This window comes from Streptomyces sp. NPDC001868 (genome assembly GCF_040297125.1).
In the GTDB taxonomy this organism is placed as follows: Bacteria; Actinomycetota; Actinomycetes; order Streptomycetales; family Streptomycetaceae; genus Streptomyces.
This window is the reverse complement of the sequence record NZ_JBEOYO010000016.1, coordinates 1-17,626: the sequence shown is the minus strand read 5'-3', so window position 1 is coordinate 17,626 and position 17,626 is coordinate 1. Positions and strand designations below refer to the sequence as shown.

The following is a 17,626-nucleotide window of genomic DNA, read 5'->3' as shown; positions in this document are numbered from 1 at the left end:
ATGTGACCGCGGTGAAGAACGGTGTGTGGGGCATCGCCCAGGAGCGTTCGGTGCGCGGGGTGTTCCGCAAGAACACCGCCCGGGACAACACCCCTGCTCACATAGTCCGGAACATACTCCGAACGTAGTACTTGCCTAACTCAAGCAATCTCCATATGGTTGAGTGAGTTAAGCAAATGAGTGCCGCCCTCACCCGAGCCGCGACACAAGGAGCGGACGGAGACCGCCATGGACGACGCGACCCAGACCCCCGCGGCTCCCGCCGCCCCCGCGGCCCCGGGCCCCCTCGCCTCCTTCGCCCGCTTCGCCCTCTGCGGCGGTGGAATCGGCGTCCTCTCCAGCGGCGCGGTCACCCTCCTCGCCGGCTCGATGCCCTGGGCACTGGCCAACGCGATCATCACCGTCGCCTCCACCCTCCTCTGCACCGAACTCCACGCCCGCTTCACCTTCGCCGCGTCGCACCGCCCCGGCTGGCGCGAGCACTGGCAGTCCGCCGGTTCGGCCGCCGCCGCCTACGCGGCCACCACCGCCGCGATCTTCGCCCTGCACCTGCTCCACCCCGCCCCCAGCACCCTGACCGAGCAGATCACCTACCTCGGCGCCTCCGGCCTCGTCGGCACAGGCCGCTTCCTGGTCCTGCGCCTGGTCGTCTTCACCACGGGCCGCGACCGGCAGCCGGCAGCCACCTCGGCAGCCACCCCGGCGCCCGCCCCGGCCCCCATTCCGACCTTCGCCCCGGCCCTCGTCCCGCACTTCCGCACGCCGGCCAAGGCGACCCCCCTCCCCGCGCTGACGCTGGCGTAGGAGGGGCCGCCTCCGCCCGCACCGGGACAGGGAGACGGACGGGGCACGGCGCGATCGGCGGCCCGGCGGCCGGAACACTCCCCCCATTCCGCCGCCGGGCCCGCCGGTACCCACATCGACACCCCGACACCCCGCCACCCCACCCCCGGCCCCGATGCCGGCACACCCACCGACGTCGCCCCGGACAGGACCCCCGCCACCATGGCCCCCTCCAGAACCCCGCCCCCGCCCACACCCCCGACACCGAACCCCGCGCCGAGCCCGCCTCCGTCGGCACCACCCCCGTCGACACCACCCCCGGCGAACGCCGTCGGCCCCGACCCCCTGCGCCGCTCCATCGACGCGGCCCTCGTAACCGCCCTCTTCGCCTGCTCGTTCCCCGGCAGTCTGATCACATGGCCCGGGCAGGGGCTGGGGGTGCCGTGGTGGCCGGGGGTGCTGCTGGCCGGGATCTCTTGCGTGGCCCTGCTGTGGCGGCGCGGCCGGCCGCGTACGACGGTGGTGGTGACCCTCGTCTGCGCGACGGCGGCGTGCGCGCTCGGGTATCTGCTGACCGTGCTGCTGCTGGCGCCGCTGATGGTCGCGCTGCACTCCCTCGCCGTGCGCACCAACCGGACGACGGCCAACTCCTTCACGCTCACCGGTATCGCGCTGCTGGTGGTGACGGGGCTGCTCGCGGGCCCCGACGGGGAGCCGCTGGTGCTGAAGCTGATCGGGCCGACGGCCTGGCTGCTGCTGCCGACCTCGCTCGGCACCGCGACCCGGTTGCGCGGCGCCTATCTGGAGGCCGTGCAGGCACGGGCCGAGCACGCCGAGCGGACCCGGGACGAGGAGGCCAGGAGACGGGTCGCCGAGGAGCGGATGCGGATCGCGCGGGACCTGCACGACGTCGTGGCCCATCACCTCGTACTGGCCAACCTCCAGGCCGGCGCGGTGGGCCGTTTCGTACGGGCCCGGCCCGAGGAGGCGGAGCGGCTCGTCGCCGAACTCTCCGGCACCACCACCTCGGCCCTGCGCGAACTCAAGGCCACCGTCGGGCTGCTGCGCGCGGAGGGGGACGACGGCAAGCCCGTCGACTCCACCCCCGGGCTCGCCCAGCTCCCCGAGCTGGTCGCCTCGTTCGAGTACGCCGGCCTCACGGTGACCGTGACCGGCAAGGGGGAGCCGCGCCCGCTGTCCGCCGGCGCGGACCTCACGGCGTACCGCATCGTGCAGGAGGCCCTCACCAATGTGACCAAACACGCGGCCACCCGCACCGCCGAGGTCCACCTCGCCTACACCGCGTCCCGGCTCCACCTGACCATCTCCAACGACACCGACGACGGTCGCGACACCGACGACACCCGCGACAGCCGTGGCGATCGCGACAGCCGTGGCGGCCCGGAGACGTTCGCCCCTTCCCCCGGCGGTGGATACGGCCTCATCGGCATGCGCGAGCGCGCCCACTCCGCCGGCGGCCTCCTGCGGGTCGGGCCGAAGGCTCACGGCGGCTTCGAGGTCGTCGCCGAGCTGCCACTGCCCCACCCCTGACGTACCCCGTCAGAGCGCCACCCGGCAGGCGTCGAACCGGCCACCCGGCACGCATCCGACCAGCCCGAACACCGGCCCGAACGCCAGCCCGAGCACGACCCGAGCACCGCCCCGAACACTGGCCCGAGCACCGCCCCGAGCACCCGCTCCGCCGGACGACCGGGACCTCGTAGCGAAAAGTAACTTGCGTAAGTCAAGCAATCGACTTATGGTTGAGTAAGTCAAGCAAGGTGAGTGCCTCGCGGTACGTGCCTGACGCCCCCTCTTCTCTTCCCCCTGCTCTCTCCCGACGGAGGCATCGTCATGTCCCACACACTTGCCCGACCCGCCGACGCGGGGGCCGACACCCCGGCGCGGCCGAACGCCGTGGTGGCGGTGCTGGCGCTGGCCGGCATCGTCGTCGCGCTGATGCAGACGCTGGTCATCCCGATCGTGCCGGAGCTGCCGAAGCTGCTGGACGCGCCGGCCTCGGACACCGCGTGGGCCGTGACCGCCACCCTGCTGGCCGCGGCCGTGGCGACGCCGGTCGTCGGACGGCTCGGCGACATGTTCGGCAAGCGGCGGATGCTGCTGCTCAGCATCGTGCTGCTGGTGTCCGGTTCGGTGGTCTGCGGACTGGCCGACTCGCTCGTCCCGATGATCATCGGCCGGGGGCTGCAGGGCCTGGCGGCCGCCGTCATCCCGCTCGGCATCAGCATCATGCGGGACGTCCTGCCCGCCGAGCGCCTCGCCGGGTCCACCGCGCTGATGAGCGCCTCCCTCGGCGTCGGCGGCGCCCTCGGGCTGCCGGCCGCCGCGTTCATCGCGGACAACTGGAACTGGCACCTGCTCTTCTGGACCTCCGCCGCCCTCGGCGCCCTCTCCTTCCTGCTGGTCCTGGCCTTCGTGCCGGAGTCGAAGGTCCGCACCGGCGGCCGTTTCGACCTGGTCGGATCGCTCGGACTGTCCGCCGGACTGGTCTCGCTGCTGCTCGCCGTCTCCAAGGGCGCCGACTGGGGCTGGACGAGCGGGACGACGCTGGGCCTGTTCACCGCCGCCGTCGTGATCCTCGCCGCGTGGGGCTTCTGGGAGCTGAAGGCCAAGCAGCCGCTGGTCGATCTGCGGACCACCGCCCGGCCGCAGGTGCTCTTCACCAACCTGGCCTCGGTCGCGCTCGGCTTCTCGATGTTCGCGATGTCCCTGGTCCTGCCGCAGCTGCTCCAGCTGCCCGAGCAGACCGGCTACGGCCTCGGCAAGTCCATGATGACCGTCGGTCTGGTGCTGGCCCCGCAGGGCCTGGTGATGATGGCCATGTCCGCCGTGTCCGCCGCGCTCACCAAGGCCAAGGGCCCGAAGGTCACGCTGATGGTCGGCGCGCTGATCGTCGCCGCCGGTTACGGCCTCAACATCGTCCTGATGAGCGAGGTCTGGCACCTCGTCCTGGTCTCCTGCGTCATCGGCGGCGGTGTCGGCTTCACCTACGGCGCGATGCCCGCCCTGATCATGGGCGCGGTCCCGGAGTCCGAGACGGCCGCCGCCAACAGCCTCAACACGCTGATGCGCTCGCTGGGCACCTCGTTCGCCAGCGCCCTCGCCGGCGTCATCCTCGCCCAGATGACCACCGACTTCGGCGGCTACGCCCTCCCCTCCGAGAACGGCTTCAAGGTCGTCATGGCCATCGGCGCCGGCGCCGCGCTCCTCGCCTTCCTCCTCGCCTCCTTCATCCCGAAGCGCCGCGCGGCCGTCCAGGCCCCGCAGGGCCCGGCCGGCGAAGGACCGGCGGAGCGGGCGGAGGTCGCCGGGGCGGCCAAGGCGTGACACCGCACGGCCCCTCGTGACAGCGAACACGAAACCCCCAGGCCCAGGGCCTGGGGGTTCGTCGCTTCAGAAGGCAGGGCTTACCGTTACGGCGCGTTGATCAGGTCGTGCGGCGGTACCTGAACCGTGCGGGCGCCCTCCTTACCACCGAGGATCACCTTGCGCAGGGCGATGTTGTTCTTGTGGTTGGTCTCCTGGAGACGGTTCTCCGGGTTGGCGATGACCTGGATGTAGTACGTGCCGTTCGGCAGGTCGGTGATGTCGAAGGACTGGCCGGGACGGTACTGGGTGTACGTGTCGCCGGAGCCGACGTCGAGGACCTCACGGACGTTGATGGCGTCCTGCTCACCGCACGCGGTGGACAGGTCGGTGTTGGCCGGGTCCCAGTTGGCGTTCTTCACCGTGTAGTCGATGGCGTCGGTGTTGGCCAGGCAGAACGCCTCCTTGCCGGAGCGCACCTCCTTGGACTTGTCCGCGCTGAGCAGGCGGTAGCTGGCGAAGTCCGTGAAGTGCCAGTGCTCGTGGCCCTCGCGCGGGTCCCACTCCATGGTGCCGGTGGGGGTGTAGCCGATCTGCTTGCCCTTGGCGTCGTAGAAGTACTGGTACGCGTCCATCAGGTCCGCGCCGGGCTTGCGGAAGCCGTCGACGACGAGGGGCGCGGGGCCCGCGTTCCAGACGTTCGCGCTGAAGGCGAGGTAGTCCTTGCCGGCCACGTCGCCGTCCTCGCCGTCGGTGATGGCGATGTCCCACGCGGGCAGCGACCGCAGGTCCGGCTTGGGGGTCTTCGCCGGGACGCCCGCCTTGCCGGTGGGACGCTTCGGGGCGGCCTTGAGCGCGGGCGCGATCCGGGAGCCGTCGGTGTGACCGGCGCCGTCGCCCAGGTGCTTGGCCAGGCCCCGGTGCTTGAGGGCGAAGGGCAGCTCGGGCGGCGTCGGGGCGTCGGCGCCGCGCGGACCGTAGTGGTGACCGTCCTGGGCCGGCTGTCCGGCCGGGGCGGACTGCGCGGCGTGGCCGCCGTGCCCGCCGTGGCCACCGCCGTGGTGGGCGGAGGACGAGGACTTCGACGTGGTCAGGCCCTCGCCCCCGCCGTCGCCCCCGGTCTCCTCCTGCCGCACCGTCACCTTGATGGTGGGACGGTCATTGGGCATGCCGAACAGGTCGCGGTACTTCTTCGCCACGCCGACCTGTGCGGTGTACTCGCCGACCGGCAGGTCCACCCCGCCCCGCTCGTAGTCGAAGGCGGTGGTGTTGGTCGCCCAGCCCTTCTCGACACCCCACACCGAGCCCAGCGTCCACGGGTTGGTGGAGCAGCTCTGCGGATAGTGGTTGGTCGCCGGGGCGTCCGGGCGGATCCGGCCCGAGGCGTTGTTCGGGCAGAAGTTCCCCTTGCTCTTGACGACCTCCTTCCCGGCCGCGTCCTTGACCGAGATCTCCAGGAAGCCGGGCAGCCCGGAGAAGTCGTCGAGGGTCCCGGCGGGCAGGGTCTTCGTCTTCACGGTCTTGCCGTTGCGGAGGATCTGCTTGGCGACGATCGGGTCCTTGTACGACTTCCGCGTCACCTGGAACTCCAGGGGCGCGTTGTCGACCGAGACGTACGTCCCCAGCTGCAGCATGACGCCGTTGGCCCACTCGGTGCGGGTGAGCGTCACGGACTTCGACGCGGCGATCAGCTTGAGCTGCGGCTTCCCGGGCGTCGGGGCAGGCGCGGCACCGGCGCCGGGGGCGGCACCCGCCACGGCGGCCACCACGGTGAACGCCGCGAGGGCGGCGAAGCCCGGGCGCTTCAGGCGGCCGAGGCGGTCCCGACCCCCGGCCGGGGCGGCCGGGGCGGTCGGGCTGGATGGGCTGGTCATCTGGCTGGTCATCGATTCCTCGTCTGCGAGTGCCCTGGTCAGGGGCATCGGACTGGACAGCCCACGGACGACGCCCGACCGGCCGGCCCCGCGCAGATGCGCCCCAACGCACCCCGGAGCCGGCCGGACCCGGTCCGTTCACTCTGTGAGCAACCTGAGAGATTGGTAAATGGCGTACCCGGGTTGCCTGTTGAGGTGGAATTCGACGAAAGGTGTCGCGGACACGGCTCAAACACATGCCCCGGCATCCCTGCGGAACGGGCTCCAAGTCCCCGGCGAATCCACGCAGGAGCGTCACACAGCCTGCACACAGCCCTGAGAATGGCTCGTTAGCGTTGCTGACCGCTCGATCCGCTCGATCCCACGTGCGAACGTGACGTGACCGGGCCGCGGCCCGGCGGGTCGACGGCATGCCAACACAGGAAGACCTCCATTTCCCCATGGACTACTGCACCTCATGTCGCCGACATCTCAACGGCGCCCTCGTGTGCCCCGGCTGCGGCGCCTACGCGCCCGACATAGCCCCGGCCACGATCGACAGCCGCGTCACCCCGGGCCTGGCGACCGGGACGACGGCCGGGACGACGACCGGGTCGGTGATGGTCCCGATGCCGCCGACGACACCGGCGGCGGCCTGGGGGTACGAGGCGTACGGGACATACGGGGCGCACGGGGCACACGAGGCGGCGGACAGCGGCTGGCACGACGGGCCGGCGGGTGACGGGTTCACGGCGGGCGGCCCGGCGGACGGCATCGAGGGCGTCGAGGACATCGAAGGCCGCGGCGCCGATGTGCACGCGGACGCGGATGCCGGCTTCGACGTTGACGCGGACGTGGACGTGGACGTCGAAGGTGTCCCCGTGGCGCCGCGGGGGCGGGCCGCGCGGCGGCGTCAGCTGGCGCGGTGGAAGAAGAACCAGCGCAGGGCCGTGGTCGCGACCGCCGTCGCGCTGGTCGGCGGCGGGCTGACCGTCATGGGCATGGACCGGCAGTCCACCGACCGCACCCAGGCGGCCACCGCCCCGGACGCCGAGAGCCTGGGCTCCGTCGAGGAACAGGGCTCGCAGAGCGGCCGTACGTCGGCGACTGAGACCGACGAAGCGCGGCGCACCTCGGACGCCCCCACCCCATGGACCCCCTCCGGCGACACCACGCGCGACCGCTCCGCCGCGAGCAGGTCGGCCGCCCGCGAGGACCACCCCAACGCGCCCCGTACGGCCTCGGCCACGCCCTCCGCCCAGCAGGCGCGGACCGGCTCCGCCGGCCCCGGCGGGACGACCACCGACGACGCCACCGCCACGCCGACGGACGAGACGACCACGCCTCCGGCCACCGACGACTCCGGCTCCTCCTCGGCGGGCACGGGCTCGGGCTCGGACACCGGCACCGAGACCGGGTCGGACTCGGGCAGCGGCTCGGACTCCGGTTCGGACACGGGTACGGGTACGGGCACGTCGGACGGTTCCAGCTCTGACACGGCAACGACGTCACCCTCGGGGCTGTGCCTCCTCGGCCTCGTGTGCGTGAGCTGACGTAGCGACGCAGTGACGTAGGACGGGGTGCGTGCGCGCGCCCATGGGCCGACCGCCTCACGACGGTCGGCCCACCCGCATCCCGCCCGCATCCCACTCGTACTCGTGCTCTTGCTCGTACTCGTGCTCTTGCTCGTACTCGCGCTCTTGCTCGTACTCGCGCGTCAGTGCTCGTCGGCCATCGGGCGTGGCCAAGAACGTCCGCTGATGCGTTCGATGTCGGTGTTGAACCGCTCCAGGTCGGCGACGAAGCGCTGGAGGCGTTCGGCGGGCCAGTCGGCGATGACGCCGGTGACACCGGCGACGAACTCATCGCGCTGCGCGGCGAGCCGCGCCGACCCCTTGTCGGTGACACGGAACTTGCGGGCCACTCCCCCGTCGGGGTCGAGGGTCCGCTCCACCAGGCCCTCCCGCAGGAGCGCCGAGGTCTGCCGGGTGAACGTGGACGCGTTGAACCCGAACGCCTCCACGAAGTCCGGGATGGACATGGGCCCTTGGGCCTCCAGCCTGCTGAGCAGCACATAGGCGCTGCGGTCCAGGGCACCGCCGTCGCGGACACCCCGGGGCGCCGACGTCTCGCGGTTCCGCGTCAGGATCAGCAGCTCCCGCTCGATGCGCTCCCCCGCCTCTCGGGCATCCACCGGTCTCCTCCTGACTGTCTGGCCTCCTTGGGCCCCTCACCCTACGTCGAGATTGCGCCATGCATGGAGAGTGCATGATGCACCATTGATGCATGATGCACTAGGTGTGTAGCGTGCATTCCCGTCTCCCTCCCTTCCCCCCACCAGGAGATGACGAGATGAGCCAGACCGAAACGAACGGCACCGCGACGAGCGGAACCCCGACGAGCAGGACGATCAGGAAGAGCGGGACGGGCGCGGAGGACGAGGTGGTGGTGCGGCTGCCGATGCCCAGCGACGGCCCCTTGGACCCGCCCGCCGAGTGGGAGCGGCTGCGCGAGCGGTGCCCGGTGGCCACGGTGGAGCTGCCGAGCGGCGACCGGGCGAAGTTCGTGAGCCGCTACGACGACGTCCGCGCCCTCCTCTCCGACCCCCGCTTCGCCCGACCGGGCGTCGGGGACGACTCGGCGCGGCTCTCCGCCGACGGCTCGGGCGGTGTCGCGGCGGACGCGAGCCCCGAGTACGCGCTGGCGATCCCGGAGACCGGCGAGCCGCATCTGCGCTGGCGGCGCCAGGTCGGCCGGTACTTCACCGCGAAGCGCATGGCGGCCCTGCGCCCGGGGATGGCGAGGATCGCCGAGTCGCTGCTCGACGAGATGATCGAGCGCGGACAGCCCGCCGACCTGAAGGCGGCCCTCGGCTTCCCGCTCCCGGTGTACGTCATCTGCGACCTGCTCGGCGCCCCGGCCGACGACCGCGACCGCTTCTCGCACTGGTCCGACGCGTTCCTGAACGTCAGCCGGTTCTCGAAGGAGGAGACGGGGGCGGCGTTCACGGAGTTCACGCGGTACATGGCCGACCTCGTCGCGGCGAAGCGCGCCGAGCCGGGCGAGGACCTGCTCAGCATGCTGATCGTGGAGAGCGCCGCGCTGCCGGAGGCGGAACGGCTCACCGACGCCGAACTCCTCGCCACCGGCATGGGGTTGCTGGTCGCCGGTCACGAGACCACAGCGAACATGATCGGCAAGATGGCCGCACTGCTGCTGGCCGACCGAAGCCGCTGGGAGCGGTTGCTCGCCGACCCCTCCCTCGTCCGTACGGCGGTGGAGGAGGTCCTGCGCTTCGACGCCAACCTCAGCGGCTTCGGGATGCGGCGCTATCTGAGCGAGGACGTGGACCTCGACGGGGAACTGCTGCCCGGCGGCACCACGGTCTTCTGCGGCATGTCCTCCGCCAACCGCGACGAGCGGGTCTTCACCGGCGCCGACGAGATGGACCTCACCCGCAGCCCCAACCCCCACCTCACCTTCGGCGCCGGCCCCCACTCCTGCCTCGGCCAGGCCCTCGCCCGCACCGAGCTCCAGGTCGTCCTCGAAGTCCTCCTCCGCAAACTCCCCACCCTCGAACTGGCCGTCCCCGCAGACGAGTTGCGCAAGGTCGAAGGCCTCCTCGTCGGCGGCCTGCGCGAGGTCCCGGTGCGCTGGTGACGGAGGAACCCCTGATCAGGCAGCCCTGAGGAACCTCGGACAAGGAACCCTTGATGAAGATCCACGTCGACGAGACGAAGTGCTGCGGCGCCGGCCAGTGCGTCCTCATCGCCCCCGACATCTTCGACCAGCGCGACGAGGACGGCATCGTCGTACTCCTCGACCCGACGCCCGCCCCGCCCCACCACCCACCCGCCCGCGAGGCAGCGGCGGTCTGCCCGGCGGCGGCGATCAGGCTCGACGAGGAAGCGTGAGCCACTAACCCCGTCCGCCTCCTCTCACCCCCGCCCGTACACCCCCACCCCCTACGCCCTCGCCGCCCGATGTGGCCCCAACTCCGCCAGTACCTGACCGAGTTGATCGGCGGTGAGGGCGGGTTCGGGCAGGGGCGGTGGGGGCGTCGGCGTGGGGCGGGGTGGGCGGAGGCTGTCGAGGAGGAGGGCCAGAGGGCGGCGCCAGGCGTCGGGAGCGGTCGCGGCGGTGAGGGCGGGGACGGCGCGGCCGAGCGCGGCGAGGGCGAAGAGCACGTCCTCGGTGGTGATGTCGGCCCGGACCGTGCCCTCGTCGCGGCCTCGCCCCAGCAGGAATTCCACGGTCCGCCGGTTGTGCTCGTGCACGTCCTCCAGAACGTCGACGCCCCGTACGTTCGTGGTCATGAGGTCGTTCGTGCCCCGGTCGACCGCCAGTGTGCCGAAGACCGCCGCGAGGTATTCGGTCAGCCCGGTCCAGGCGTCCGGCGCGTTCCGCACCCGGTCCCCGATGGCCATCGTGCCCGTGAGCTGATCGTGGAAGACGGCTTCGATGAGGCTCGCGCGGCTCGGGAAGTGCCGGTAGAGCGTGGCGTTCCCCACTCCCGCCCGGCGGGCGATCACATCCAGCGGCGCTTCGAGCCCCTGCTCGGTGAACACCTCATGGGCCGCCGCGACCAGCAGTTCCCAGTTCCGCTGCGCGTCACGCCGCCGTGGCGGCGGTGTCGCGGGGCCCGCACCGACGGTCATCCTGATCCTCCGCGTTGAACGGGGACTGCACCCCGGCGCCGATGCCCCGATGTTATCGTCGAGCGAAAACGGGGAGTACTCCCCATATATGCCGTAGAGGTGCGCGGAAGGTGAGAGGCCGGACCCGGGGAACCCAGAACCCTCGCCACCCCCGCTCAAGCGCCACTCAAATCCGCCACCACCCGACGCAAGCCCCCACCACCCACCCCACGCTCCCCGACCCCCTCTCCCTTCCACTCCCACTCCCCTCCCCCTCCCTCCTTCCACCCCCTCCCCCTCTCGCGAAAGGCGACGACCAGGTCATGCGAGCCCCCACGCTGGAAGAACTGGCCCCCGAGGGCCACGACGTCGCGACCGACCCCCACCCCGTCTACGCGGCCCTGCGCGCACAGGCCCCCGTGCACCGGGTGCACATCCCGCGGACGGGCGACTGCTGGCTGGTGGTGGGCCGGGACGCCGCGCGGGCCGCGCTGACGGACCCCCGGCTGAGCAACGACATCCGGCACTCCGCCTGGTCGACGGACGGCGGGCACGCGATCGGCGTCAACATGCTGCAGAGCGACCCGCCGCAGCACACCCGGCTGCGCCGGTCGGTCGCCGCGCACTTCACCCCCGCCCGGACGGCGGCCTTACGCCCCAGGATCGAGGAGTTGGCGACCGCCCTGCTGGCGGAACTGCCCGCCGAGGGCACGACGGACCTGGTGAGCCGGTACGCGCTGCCGCTCCCCGTGGCGGTGATCTGCGAGGTCCTCGGCGTCCCCGGCACCGACCGGGACGTGTTCCACGACTGGTCGACGGAGCTGGTGATGCCGACGTCACCGGAGGCGACGGCGGGGGCGGCCGCGGCCCTGGAGGACTACCTCACGGATCTGACGGCCCGGAAACGCGCCGCCCCGGACGACACGCTGCTGAGCGAACTGAGCGCGCTGGCAGCGACGGACCCGGAGTCCCTCTCCTCCGAGGAACTCCTCGGCATGGCCTTCCTCATCCTCGTCGCGGGCCACGAGACGACGGTCAACCTCATCTCGGCGACCGTCCACAGCCTGCTCACGCACCCGGACCAACTGGCCGCCCTGCGCGCCGACTTCACGCTCACGGGCGCGGCGGTGGAGGAATCCCTCCGCTACAACTCGCCCGTCCACGGCACGGCGTTACGCTTCGCCGCCGAACCCCTGATCCTCGCGGACACCCCGGTCTCCGCAGGCGACGCCGTCCAGGTCTCCCTGGCCGCCGCCTCCCGGGACCCCGCGCACTTCCCGTCCCCCGACCGCTTCGACCTCACCCGCCGCCCCCACTCCCACCTCGCCTTCGGCCACGGCCTCCACCACTGCCTCGGCGCCCCCCTGGCCCGCACCGAAGCCACCATCGCCCTACGCCTCCTCCTCCGACACCACCCCAACCTCACCCTCGCCCCCACCCCCACCCCCCTCACCTGGCGAACCAGCACCCTCCTCCGGGGCCTACCGGAACTACCGGTCCACCTGGGGTGACGGCCCGGAACGCCGGGCCCCGGTGACAGTCCGCTCCGCATCGCGAGAGAAGCTTGGGCGCGTGTCGTTGCCCCCCAACTTCCAAGGAGACGACCGGAGATGACGAAGCGGTTGGCGCGTAGAGCGGTGTTGTGCGGTGGGCTGGGTGGAGGGCTGGCGCTGGCCGGGGTCGGGGGCGGGAGTGCCTCCGCCGCCGGTGCCGGGGTCAGGCGCCGTGGGGTGGTCGGTGGGGAGGTGTATGTGCCGGTCGCGGTCGGGGCCGGGGGCGGGCCCGTGGGGAGTGACCGGGTGCATGTGCTGAAGGTGGGGCCCCGGGACGCGGGGACCGTGGTGGTGCTGGTGCCGGGGATGTTCGGGGCCGCCAACGACTTCCGGCTGATGGCCCGGGATCTGGTGGCCGCGGTGCCCGGGATCCAGGTGTGGGCCGTCGACCGGCGCGAGGAGAACCTCGCCGACCGGAGTGGGTTCGGGACCACCGGAGCCGACCCCGTGGGGTACTACCTCGACGGGCGGTACCGGACGCTGGAGCCCTCCGCCGCCGGGTACTTCGGGCGGTGGGGGCTGGAGCGGACCCTCGACGACCTGCGGTGCGTCGTGCTCGCCGCTCGCGCGGGCGGGCGGCGGCGGGTCGTGCTCGGGGGGCATTCCTGGGGTGCGACCACCGCGCTGGCGTACGCGGCCTGGGGCTTCGGCGGGCGGGCCGGATACCGGGATCTCGTGGGGCTCGCGGTCCTCGACGGAGGCGTGCGCGGCGCGTTCGAGGGGACCGGGGCGCCCGTACAGGACTCGCCGGAGGAGGTGCGGGAGCGGCTCGCGGCGATCGCCGGCGGGCGGGTCTTCGACATGACACTCAGCGGCGTCGGACTCGGCAGCCGGGCCGAGAGCACCCAGATCTGGTACCAGCTCGCCGGGTGGTACGCCCGGCACGACCCCGACGGGCGGTCCGTACTGCAGGACCGGGTGCCCGAGGCGCTGCGGGTGCCGTTCCCGGTGACGAACGCCGCGCTGCTCGGCAGCTTCGTCGACGCCGGGTTCGGCTGGCCCAACGACATCAGCGTCCACTCCGGGCACCTCGCCGCCGAGGCGGACGCCAGTGGCGTACGGGGGTGGGTCGACGACGGGATCACGCCGATCGGGCGGGTCGCGGAGGCATACGCGGGGCCCGTGCCCGGCGTGTGGGAGTGGTACTGGCCCGCCCGGCTCTCCGTCGACCTGGACGTGAGCGACGTCTACGCCGACACCGACCTCGCCCGCTCCCTCGGACTGCGCCTGCGGCACGCCCCGGGGCTCGACATACCCCTCTACGCCTTCCAGACCAGCTACTCCAAGGGCACGGTCGTGGACAGCGCCCGCCGCGTCGTCGCCGAGTCGCGGATCCCGTACGCCGTCTACGAGACCGACGAGGGCATGAACCACCTCGACCCGCTCTTCGCCTCGACGGAACGGAACACGGCCACGCGCACGTTGGCGGACTTCTTGGGGAGGGTGGGGACAGCCACCCGCTGACCGAGCTACTGGGTGACCGGGTGACCGGGGCGAGGTGACCCCGCAGACCCCTCGGGGTCACCTCGCCCCGTCGTACCGCTCAGAGGGTGCGTGCCAGCAGCTCCAGCAGGGCCGTCCAGTGGCGTTCCGTCGCCTCGGGGCTGTGCATGGCGGTGTCGGCCTGGGTGAAGCCGTGGTGGGCGCCCGCGTAGACCTCGCCGCGGTGGCGGACGCCCGCTGCGGTGAGGCTCTTGTCGAGGCGGTCGATCTGCTCGGCCGGGTTGGTGGGGTCGTTGTCCGCGTGTCCGAAGTACAGCTCGGCGGTGATGCGGTCGGCGAGGAGATGGGGGCTGTCCGGCGCGTCGGTCGCGAGGTGCGCGCCGTGGAACCCGGCCGCCGCGGCCACCCGCTCCGGGTACGCCCCGGCCGTCCGCAGCGCCAGCGCGGCACCCATGCAGTAGCCGGTGATGCCGACCGGGCCGCCGTTCGTCAGGGGCGAGGCCGCCAGCCAGTCCAGGTAGACCCCGGCGTCCCGCATCGCCGCCTCCGGCGTCAGCCCCCGCATCGCCGGACGGATCTGCTCGATGATCTCCGGCCGCTCCCGCGGGTTGATGAAGTCCGGCAGCTCCACCAGGGGCGCCCGCCCGCTGCGGTACATCACGTTCGGCAGCAGGACGACATACCCGGCCGCCGCCAGTCGCTCCGCCATCCCCTTCAGATGCGGACGCACCCCGAACGCGTCCATGTAGAGCAGGACGGCGGGGTACGGGCCGCCCTCGGCCGGGTGGAAGACATACGCGTCGACGGTCCCGTCAGGGGTGACTATCTCGGTCGGAGCAGTGCGTACGGAAGGGGTGGCGGGCGTGGTGGCGGAGGAGGAGGTCATGGGCTCTTTCCTTGCGTGTGCACGTGGGAGGGGGGTGGCAGAGGAGTGGGGCTGAGAGGTGAGGGGCTGGGGCTGAGGGCTGTGGTTCAGTCCCCGGAGAGGCCCATACGGGAGCCGCTCGCGTCCACCCGGACGGCCGTGGCGGTCAGTTCCCGCACCCGGGCGGCCGGGACCGGGACACCCGGTGTCTCGAAGAACCAGCGCCCCACCTCCTCCTGACCGAGCCCGGCCGGCCGCTCCGCCAGGTACGGCTCGACGTAGACCGGCGTGCCCGGCTCGCTGCGCCAGCTGTCGGCGAGGGGGCCGATGTCGACCGCGTCGTACCCGAGGACGTCGAGGAGGTGGGCCACCTCGTCCTTCGCGGCCGTGTGGTCGCCCGCGATCGGCAGGGCGCTGCGGTCGGCGGCCCCGGCCGGCCGCGCGCTGGTGAGCAGCCGCCGGAAGTCGATGTTGTTGAACGCCTTGACCACGTACGAGTCGGCCAGGTGCCCCTGCACGAGGGCGCTGGAGGTCAGCTCGGACCCGTCCAGCTCGGCGAGGCGGCCGTCGCGCTCCGGGTAGTAGTTCATGGTGTCGATCACGGTCCTGCCGGCCAGGTCGGCGGCGGAGAGCCGCGCGTAGGCGTGCAGCGGGACCGTCGCCACGACCAGGCCGCCGGCGCGGGCGGCCTCGGCGGGGGTGGCGGCACGGGCACGGTCGCCGAGTTCGCCGACCAGGCCGGCGAGGGTCTCGGGGCCGCGTGAGTTGCTCAGGACGACATCCAGGCCGGCGGCGACGGCCAGCCGGGCGAGCGCCCCGCCGATCATTCCGCTTCCGATGAGTCCGAGGGTCTTGGTCATGACGCCGGGTCTCCGGTCTTCAGTGGGGGGCGGGGTGGAGGTGGGGTGGACCCACCGCATGCAGTGGGTCCACAGGTGAAACCGAACCCAAAGGTGAAACTGAGTGTCACGCTAGCCACTGAGTTCCATACCTGCAAGCCAGGGTCGTCCGGGAGGTAGCATCGCGGGGTGAGCGGAGTGAGCGGAGCGGCACCCACGGGTTCGGGGGAGACCGCGCGGACGAACACCAGGGACATCGCACGGGCCGCCGTACGGGCCGAACTCGCCCAGGTCGCCTTCGAGTTGTTCCTGCGCGACGGCTTCGACAAGGTGACCCTCGACGATCTGGCGTCGGCCGCCGGGGTCTCCAGGAGCACGTTCCTGCGCTACTTCGGCACCAAGGAGGACGCCGTGCTCGGCGCCTTCGACGCGCACGGCAACTGGGTCGCCGACGCGCTGCGCGCCCGCCCCGCCGACGAGGACGACTGGACGGCGCTGCGGCGGGCGCTGGACACGGTCATCCGGCGGTACCACCAGGACCCGGCCGGTTCCCTCGCCACCGCCCAGCTCGTCCGGGACACCCCCGCGCTCTGCGCACGCCAGCTGGAGAAGCAGCACGGCTGGCGGCCCACGCTGGCACAGGCCCTCGCCGAACGCCACGGCTCCTCGGGGCCCCCGGCGCTCGCCGAGACCGTACGGGCCGCCGCCGCCCTCGACTGCCTCAACATCGCCCTCGACCACTGGACGGCCTCCGACGGCGCCCTCGACCTGGTCGCCCTGCTGGACGAGGCGTTCGCGACGCTGACGTAGCGGCCGTAGACGCTGACCTAGTGGCCGTAGACGCTGACGTGGCGGCCCTGGTCGTGAAGCGGGGCCCGCGTCAGCAGTAGACGATCGGGCAGCCGCGGCGGATCGAGTGCTGGGCGGCGCGCAGATACAGGGCCACATAGAAGGCCGTGTCGAGGTCGTCGGTCCAGGGGCCCGACCGGGCCGCCGCCAGCTCCTTGGCCGCCCCGTCCAGGAACCACATGGTCAGGTCGAGGTTGTCGCACATCTCCGGGGTCTCGGGCGGCAGTTCGACGGCCGCCGCGAGCCGCTCCGCGAGGGCCAGCACCTGAGGGGCGCCGGCGACCATGGTCGAGTCCGTGTAGCCGGTCTCGACGTCGAGCCAGATGTCCTCCTCCAGCGGGAACGGCACCAGCAGCGACCAGCCGCAGAGGGTCTCCGTCTCCTCGCGCGTGAGATGGGCTTCGCACAGCCTGACGAAGCCGTCCATCGGCGGGACCAGCTTCTCCTCGAAGTCGAGCCCCGAGCCACGGACGAACTCCTCGTCCCCCTCCGCGGGCACCGACTCGTAGGGCGGCAGCCCCCGCCGCCGCAGCTCCTCGTTCAGCGCCGAGGCGAGACGCCCCCGCCCGAGCTCGTCCTCGTCGTCCCCCTCCTCCCCCTCGCCCTCACCGAACCACTCCTCCGCGCCGACGCTCACGAGATAGATGCCCATGGCCGGAACGTACCGCGCCCCTCTGACACCACGGAGGTGTAGCTGACTACACCCCCGTTCCGGGAGAGCACTCCATCGTGACGGCGGCCGCCGGACGGGATCGTGGAAGCACGAGGTCAAGCGGACCTCGCGGCACTTCCCCCAATCCTTCCCCCGCAGCCTTTCCCCGAAAGGAAACTCCCATGAAGGCCCTGCTCGGCTCGAAGCCCGTCCTGTGGTTCCTGTTCCTGTTCAACCTCACCGTCGCCGCGGTCGCCCCCTTCGTCGTCGACGGCGCGCAGGGCATAGCCACCGCGGTCGGCATGGGCGTCGTCTCGCTTGGCGCGGGCGTCAGCCTGCTGCGCGGCCGGGGCGGACGACAGCACGCCTGAGGCCGGGCTCCGGCGCGCCGATGACGGCGTCCCTCGGCGCGCTGGTGGTCGGGCCTCCGGAAAGCGGTACTCCGGCTCGACCGACGCCCAGCACCTCCCCGACGACCCCCGTACGCTGAGGGCCACGTTCCGCGGGTGGGACCACCCACCACAGCGTCAGATCAGAGGGGAACGAGCATGGTCGTGCTCATACTGTCCGTCATCCTCCTGCTCGTCATCGGCGGCTGCGTCTGCGTCTTCTGGGCGGCGCGGGGCGACGCCCCGCGCTGGGTGCGGGGCGTGGCCACCGCGACCCTCGTCGGCGGCGAACTGTCCCGCAAGGCGACCCGCGGCTCCGGCTCGCGCAGCACCAGCGGCGACGACTAGGGCCTGTTGCGAAAGTGGCGCCTGCCGCGCGACGCCCGGCACGCACTCTCGCCGCACCGCCCGAAAGCCCGAGTACACCCAGTACGAG

General features: G+C 72.3%; 17 protein-coding genes. 11 read left to right on the top strand and 6 right to left on the bottom strand.

The features are described 5' to 3' along the window. Positions 1-228 precede the first annotated feature (228 nt). The 3 genes from ABT147_RS20150 (at position 229) to ABT147_RS20140 (ending at position 4,131) form a co-directional block, all read left to right on the top strand. A complete protein-coding gene (locus ABT147_RS20150; RefSeq protein ID WP_351407904.1) occupies positions 229-804 on the top strand; it encodes a GtrA family protein in 576 nt (191 codons plus the stop codon). A 201-nt stretch (positions 805-1,005) separates the two neighbouring features. Continuing rightward, positions 1,006-2,334 carry a sensor histidine kinase gene (locus ABT147_RS20145; protein WP_351407902.1) on the top strand — a complete coding sequence of 443 codons (1,329 nt, stop codon included), beginning with the start codon at positions 1,006-1,008 and terminating at the stop codon, positions 2,332-2,334. 303 nt (positions 2,335-2,637) lie between these two features. Then, the gene (locus ABT147_RS20140) at positions 2,638-4,131 is read left to right on the top strand and encodes an MFS transporter (protein ID WP_351407900.1); all 1,494 of its coding nucleotides are present in this window, start codon (positions 2,638-2,640) and stop codon (positions 4,129-4,131) included. Positions 4,132-4,217: 86 nt separating this feature from the next. Here the strand turns inward: ABT147_RS20140 and ABT147_RS20135 are convergent, their stop codons facing one another. Further along, positions 4,218-5,996 carry a lysyl oxidase family protein gene (locus tag ABT147_RS20135; protein WP_351407897.1) on the bottom strand — a complete coding sequence of 593 codons (1,779 nt, stop codon included), beginning with the start codon at positions 5,994-5,996 and terminating at the stop codon, positions 4,218-4,220. A gap of 398 nt (positions 5,997-6,394) precedes the next feature. Here ABT147_RS20135 and ABT147_RS20130 point away from each other — a divergent pair, with 398 nt between their 5' ends. Further along, positions 6,395-7,516: an SCO2400 family protein gene (locus tag ABT147_RS20130; RefSeq protein ID WP_351407895.1), complete on the top strand. Its 1,122-nt coding sequence runs from the start codon at positions 6,395-6,397 to the stop codon at positions 7,514-7,516. 164 nt (positions 7,517-7,680) lie between these two features. Here ABT147_RS20130 and ABT147_RS20125 read toward each other — a convergent pair whose 3' ends face one another. Further along, entirely contained in the window at positions 7,681-8,157 is a 477-nt protein-coding gene (locus tag ABT147_RS20125; protein WP_351407893.1) for a MarR family winged helix-turn-helix transcriptional regulator, read from the bottom strand. Between the two features lie 158 nt (positions 8,158-8,315). Here ABT147_RS20125 and ABT147_RS20120 point away from each other — a divergent pair, with 158 nt between their 5' ends. Next, positions 8,316-9,623, top strand: coding sequence for a cytochrome P450 (locus ABT147_RS20120; protein ID WP_351407891.1), 1,308 nt, complete (start codon positions 8,316-8,318; stop codon positions 9,621-9,623). Positions 9,624-9,676: 53 nt separating this feature from the next. Further along, a complete protein-coding gene (locus tag ABT147_RS20115; protein WP_351407889.1) occupies positions 9,677-9,877 on the top strand; it encodes a ferredoxin in 201 nt (66 codons plus the stop codon). A gap of 51 nt (positions 9,878-9,928) precedes the next feature. On the opposite strand, the gene ABT147_RS20110 is transcribed toward ABT147_RS20115, so the two are convergent. Continuing rightward, on the bottom strand, positions 9,929-10,621 hold the full coding sequence (locus ABT147_RS20110; RefSeq protein ID WP_351407887.1) for a TetR/AcrR family transcriptional regulator: 693 nt from the start codon (positions 10,619-10,621) through the stop codon (positions 9,929-9,931). Positions 10,622-10,923: 302 nt separating this feature from the next. Between ABT147_RS20110 and ABT147_RS20105 the strand changes: the two genes are divergently transcribed. Then, positions 10,924-12,111 (top strand): cytochrome P450 family protein, encoded by a 1,188-nt coding sequence (locus tag ABT147_RS20105; RefSeq protein ID WP_351407885.1) that lies wholly within the window; start codon positions 10,924-10,926, stop codon positions 12,109-12,111. Positions 12,112-12,210: 99 nt separating this feature from the next. Next, positions 12,211-13,617 carry an alpha/beta hydrolase gene (locus ABT147_RS20100; RefSeq protein ID WP_351407883.1) on the top strand — a complete coding sequence of 469 codons (1,407 nt, stop codon included), beginning with the start codon at positions 12,211-12,213 and terminating at the stop codon, positions 13,615-13,617. 79 nt (positions 13,618-13,696) lie between these two features. Here ABT147_RS20100 and ABT147_RS20095 read toward each other — a convergent pair whose 3' ends face one another. Beyond that, complete coding sequence (locus ABT147_RS20095) at positions 13,697-14,482, bottom strand: dienelactone hydrolase family protein (protein WP_351407880.1); 786 nt, start codon at positions 14,480-14,482, stop codon at positions 13,697-13,699. An 86-nt stretch (positions 14,483-14,568) separates the two neighbouring features. Then, positions 14,569-15,321 carry an NADPH-dependent F420 reductase gene (locus ABT147_RS20090; RefSeq protein ID WP_351407878.1) on the bottom strand — a complete coding sequence of 251 codons (753 nt, stop codon included), beginning with the start codon at positions 15,319-15,321 and terminating at the stop codon, positions 14,569-14,571. A 177-nt stretch (positions 15,322-15,498) separates the two neighbouring features. Between ABT147_RS20090 and ABT147_RS20085 the strand changes: the two genes are divergently transcribed. Then, positions 15,499-16,110 (top strand): TetR family transcriptional regulator, encoded by a 612-nt coding sequence (locus tag ABT147_RS20085; RefSeq protein ID WP_351408179.1) that lies wholly within the window; start codon positions 15,499-15,501, stop codon positions 16,108-16,110. Between the two features lie 70 nt (positions 16,111-16,180). Here the strand turns inward: ABT147_RS20085 and ABT147_RS20080 are convergent, their stop codons facing one another. Beyond that, a complete protein-coding gene (locus ABT147_RS20080; RefSeq protein WP_351407876.1) occupies positions 16,181-16,801 on the bottom strand; it encodes a hypothetical protein in 621 nt (206 codons plus the stop codon). Positions 16,802-16,983: 182 nt separating this feature from the next. On the opposite strand from ABT147_RS20080, the gene ABT147_RS20075 reads away from it, so the two are divergent. Continuing rightward, positions 16,984-17,172, top strand: coding sequence for a hypothetical protein (locus tag ABT147_RS20075; protein WP_351407874.1), 189 nt, complete (start codon positions 16,984-16,986; stop codon positions 17,170-17,172). Positions 17,173-17,349: 177 nt separating this feature from the next. Continuing rightward, positions 17,350-17,538, top strand: coding sequence for a hypothetical protein (locus ABT147_RS20070; protein WP_351407872.1), 189 nt, complete (start codon positions 17,350-17,352; stop codon positions 17,536-17,538). Positions 17,539-17,626: the final 88 nt, after the last annotated feature.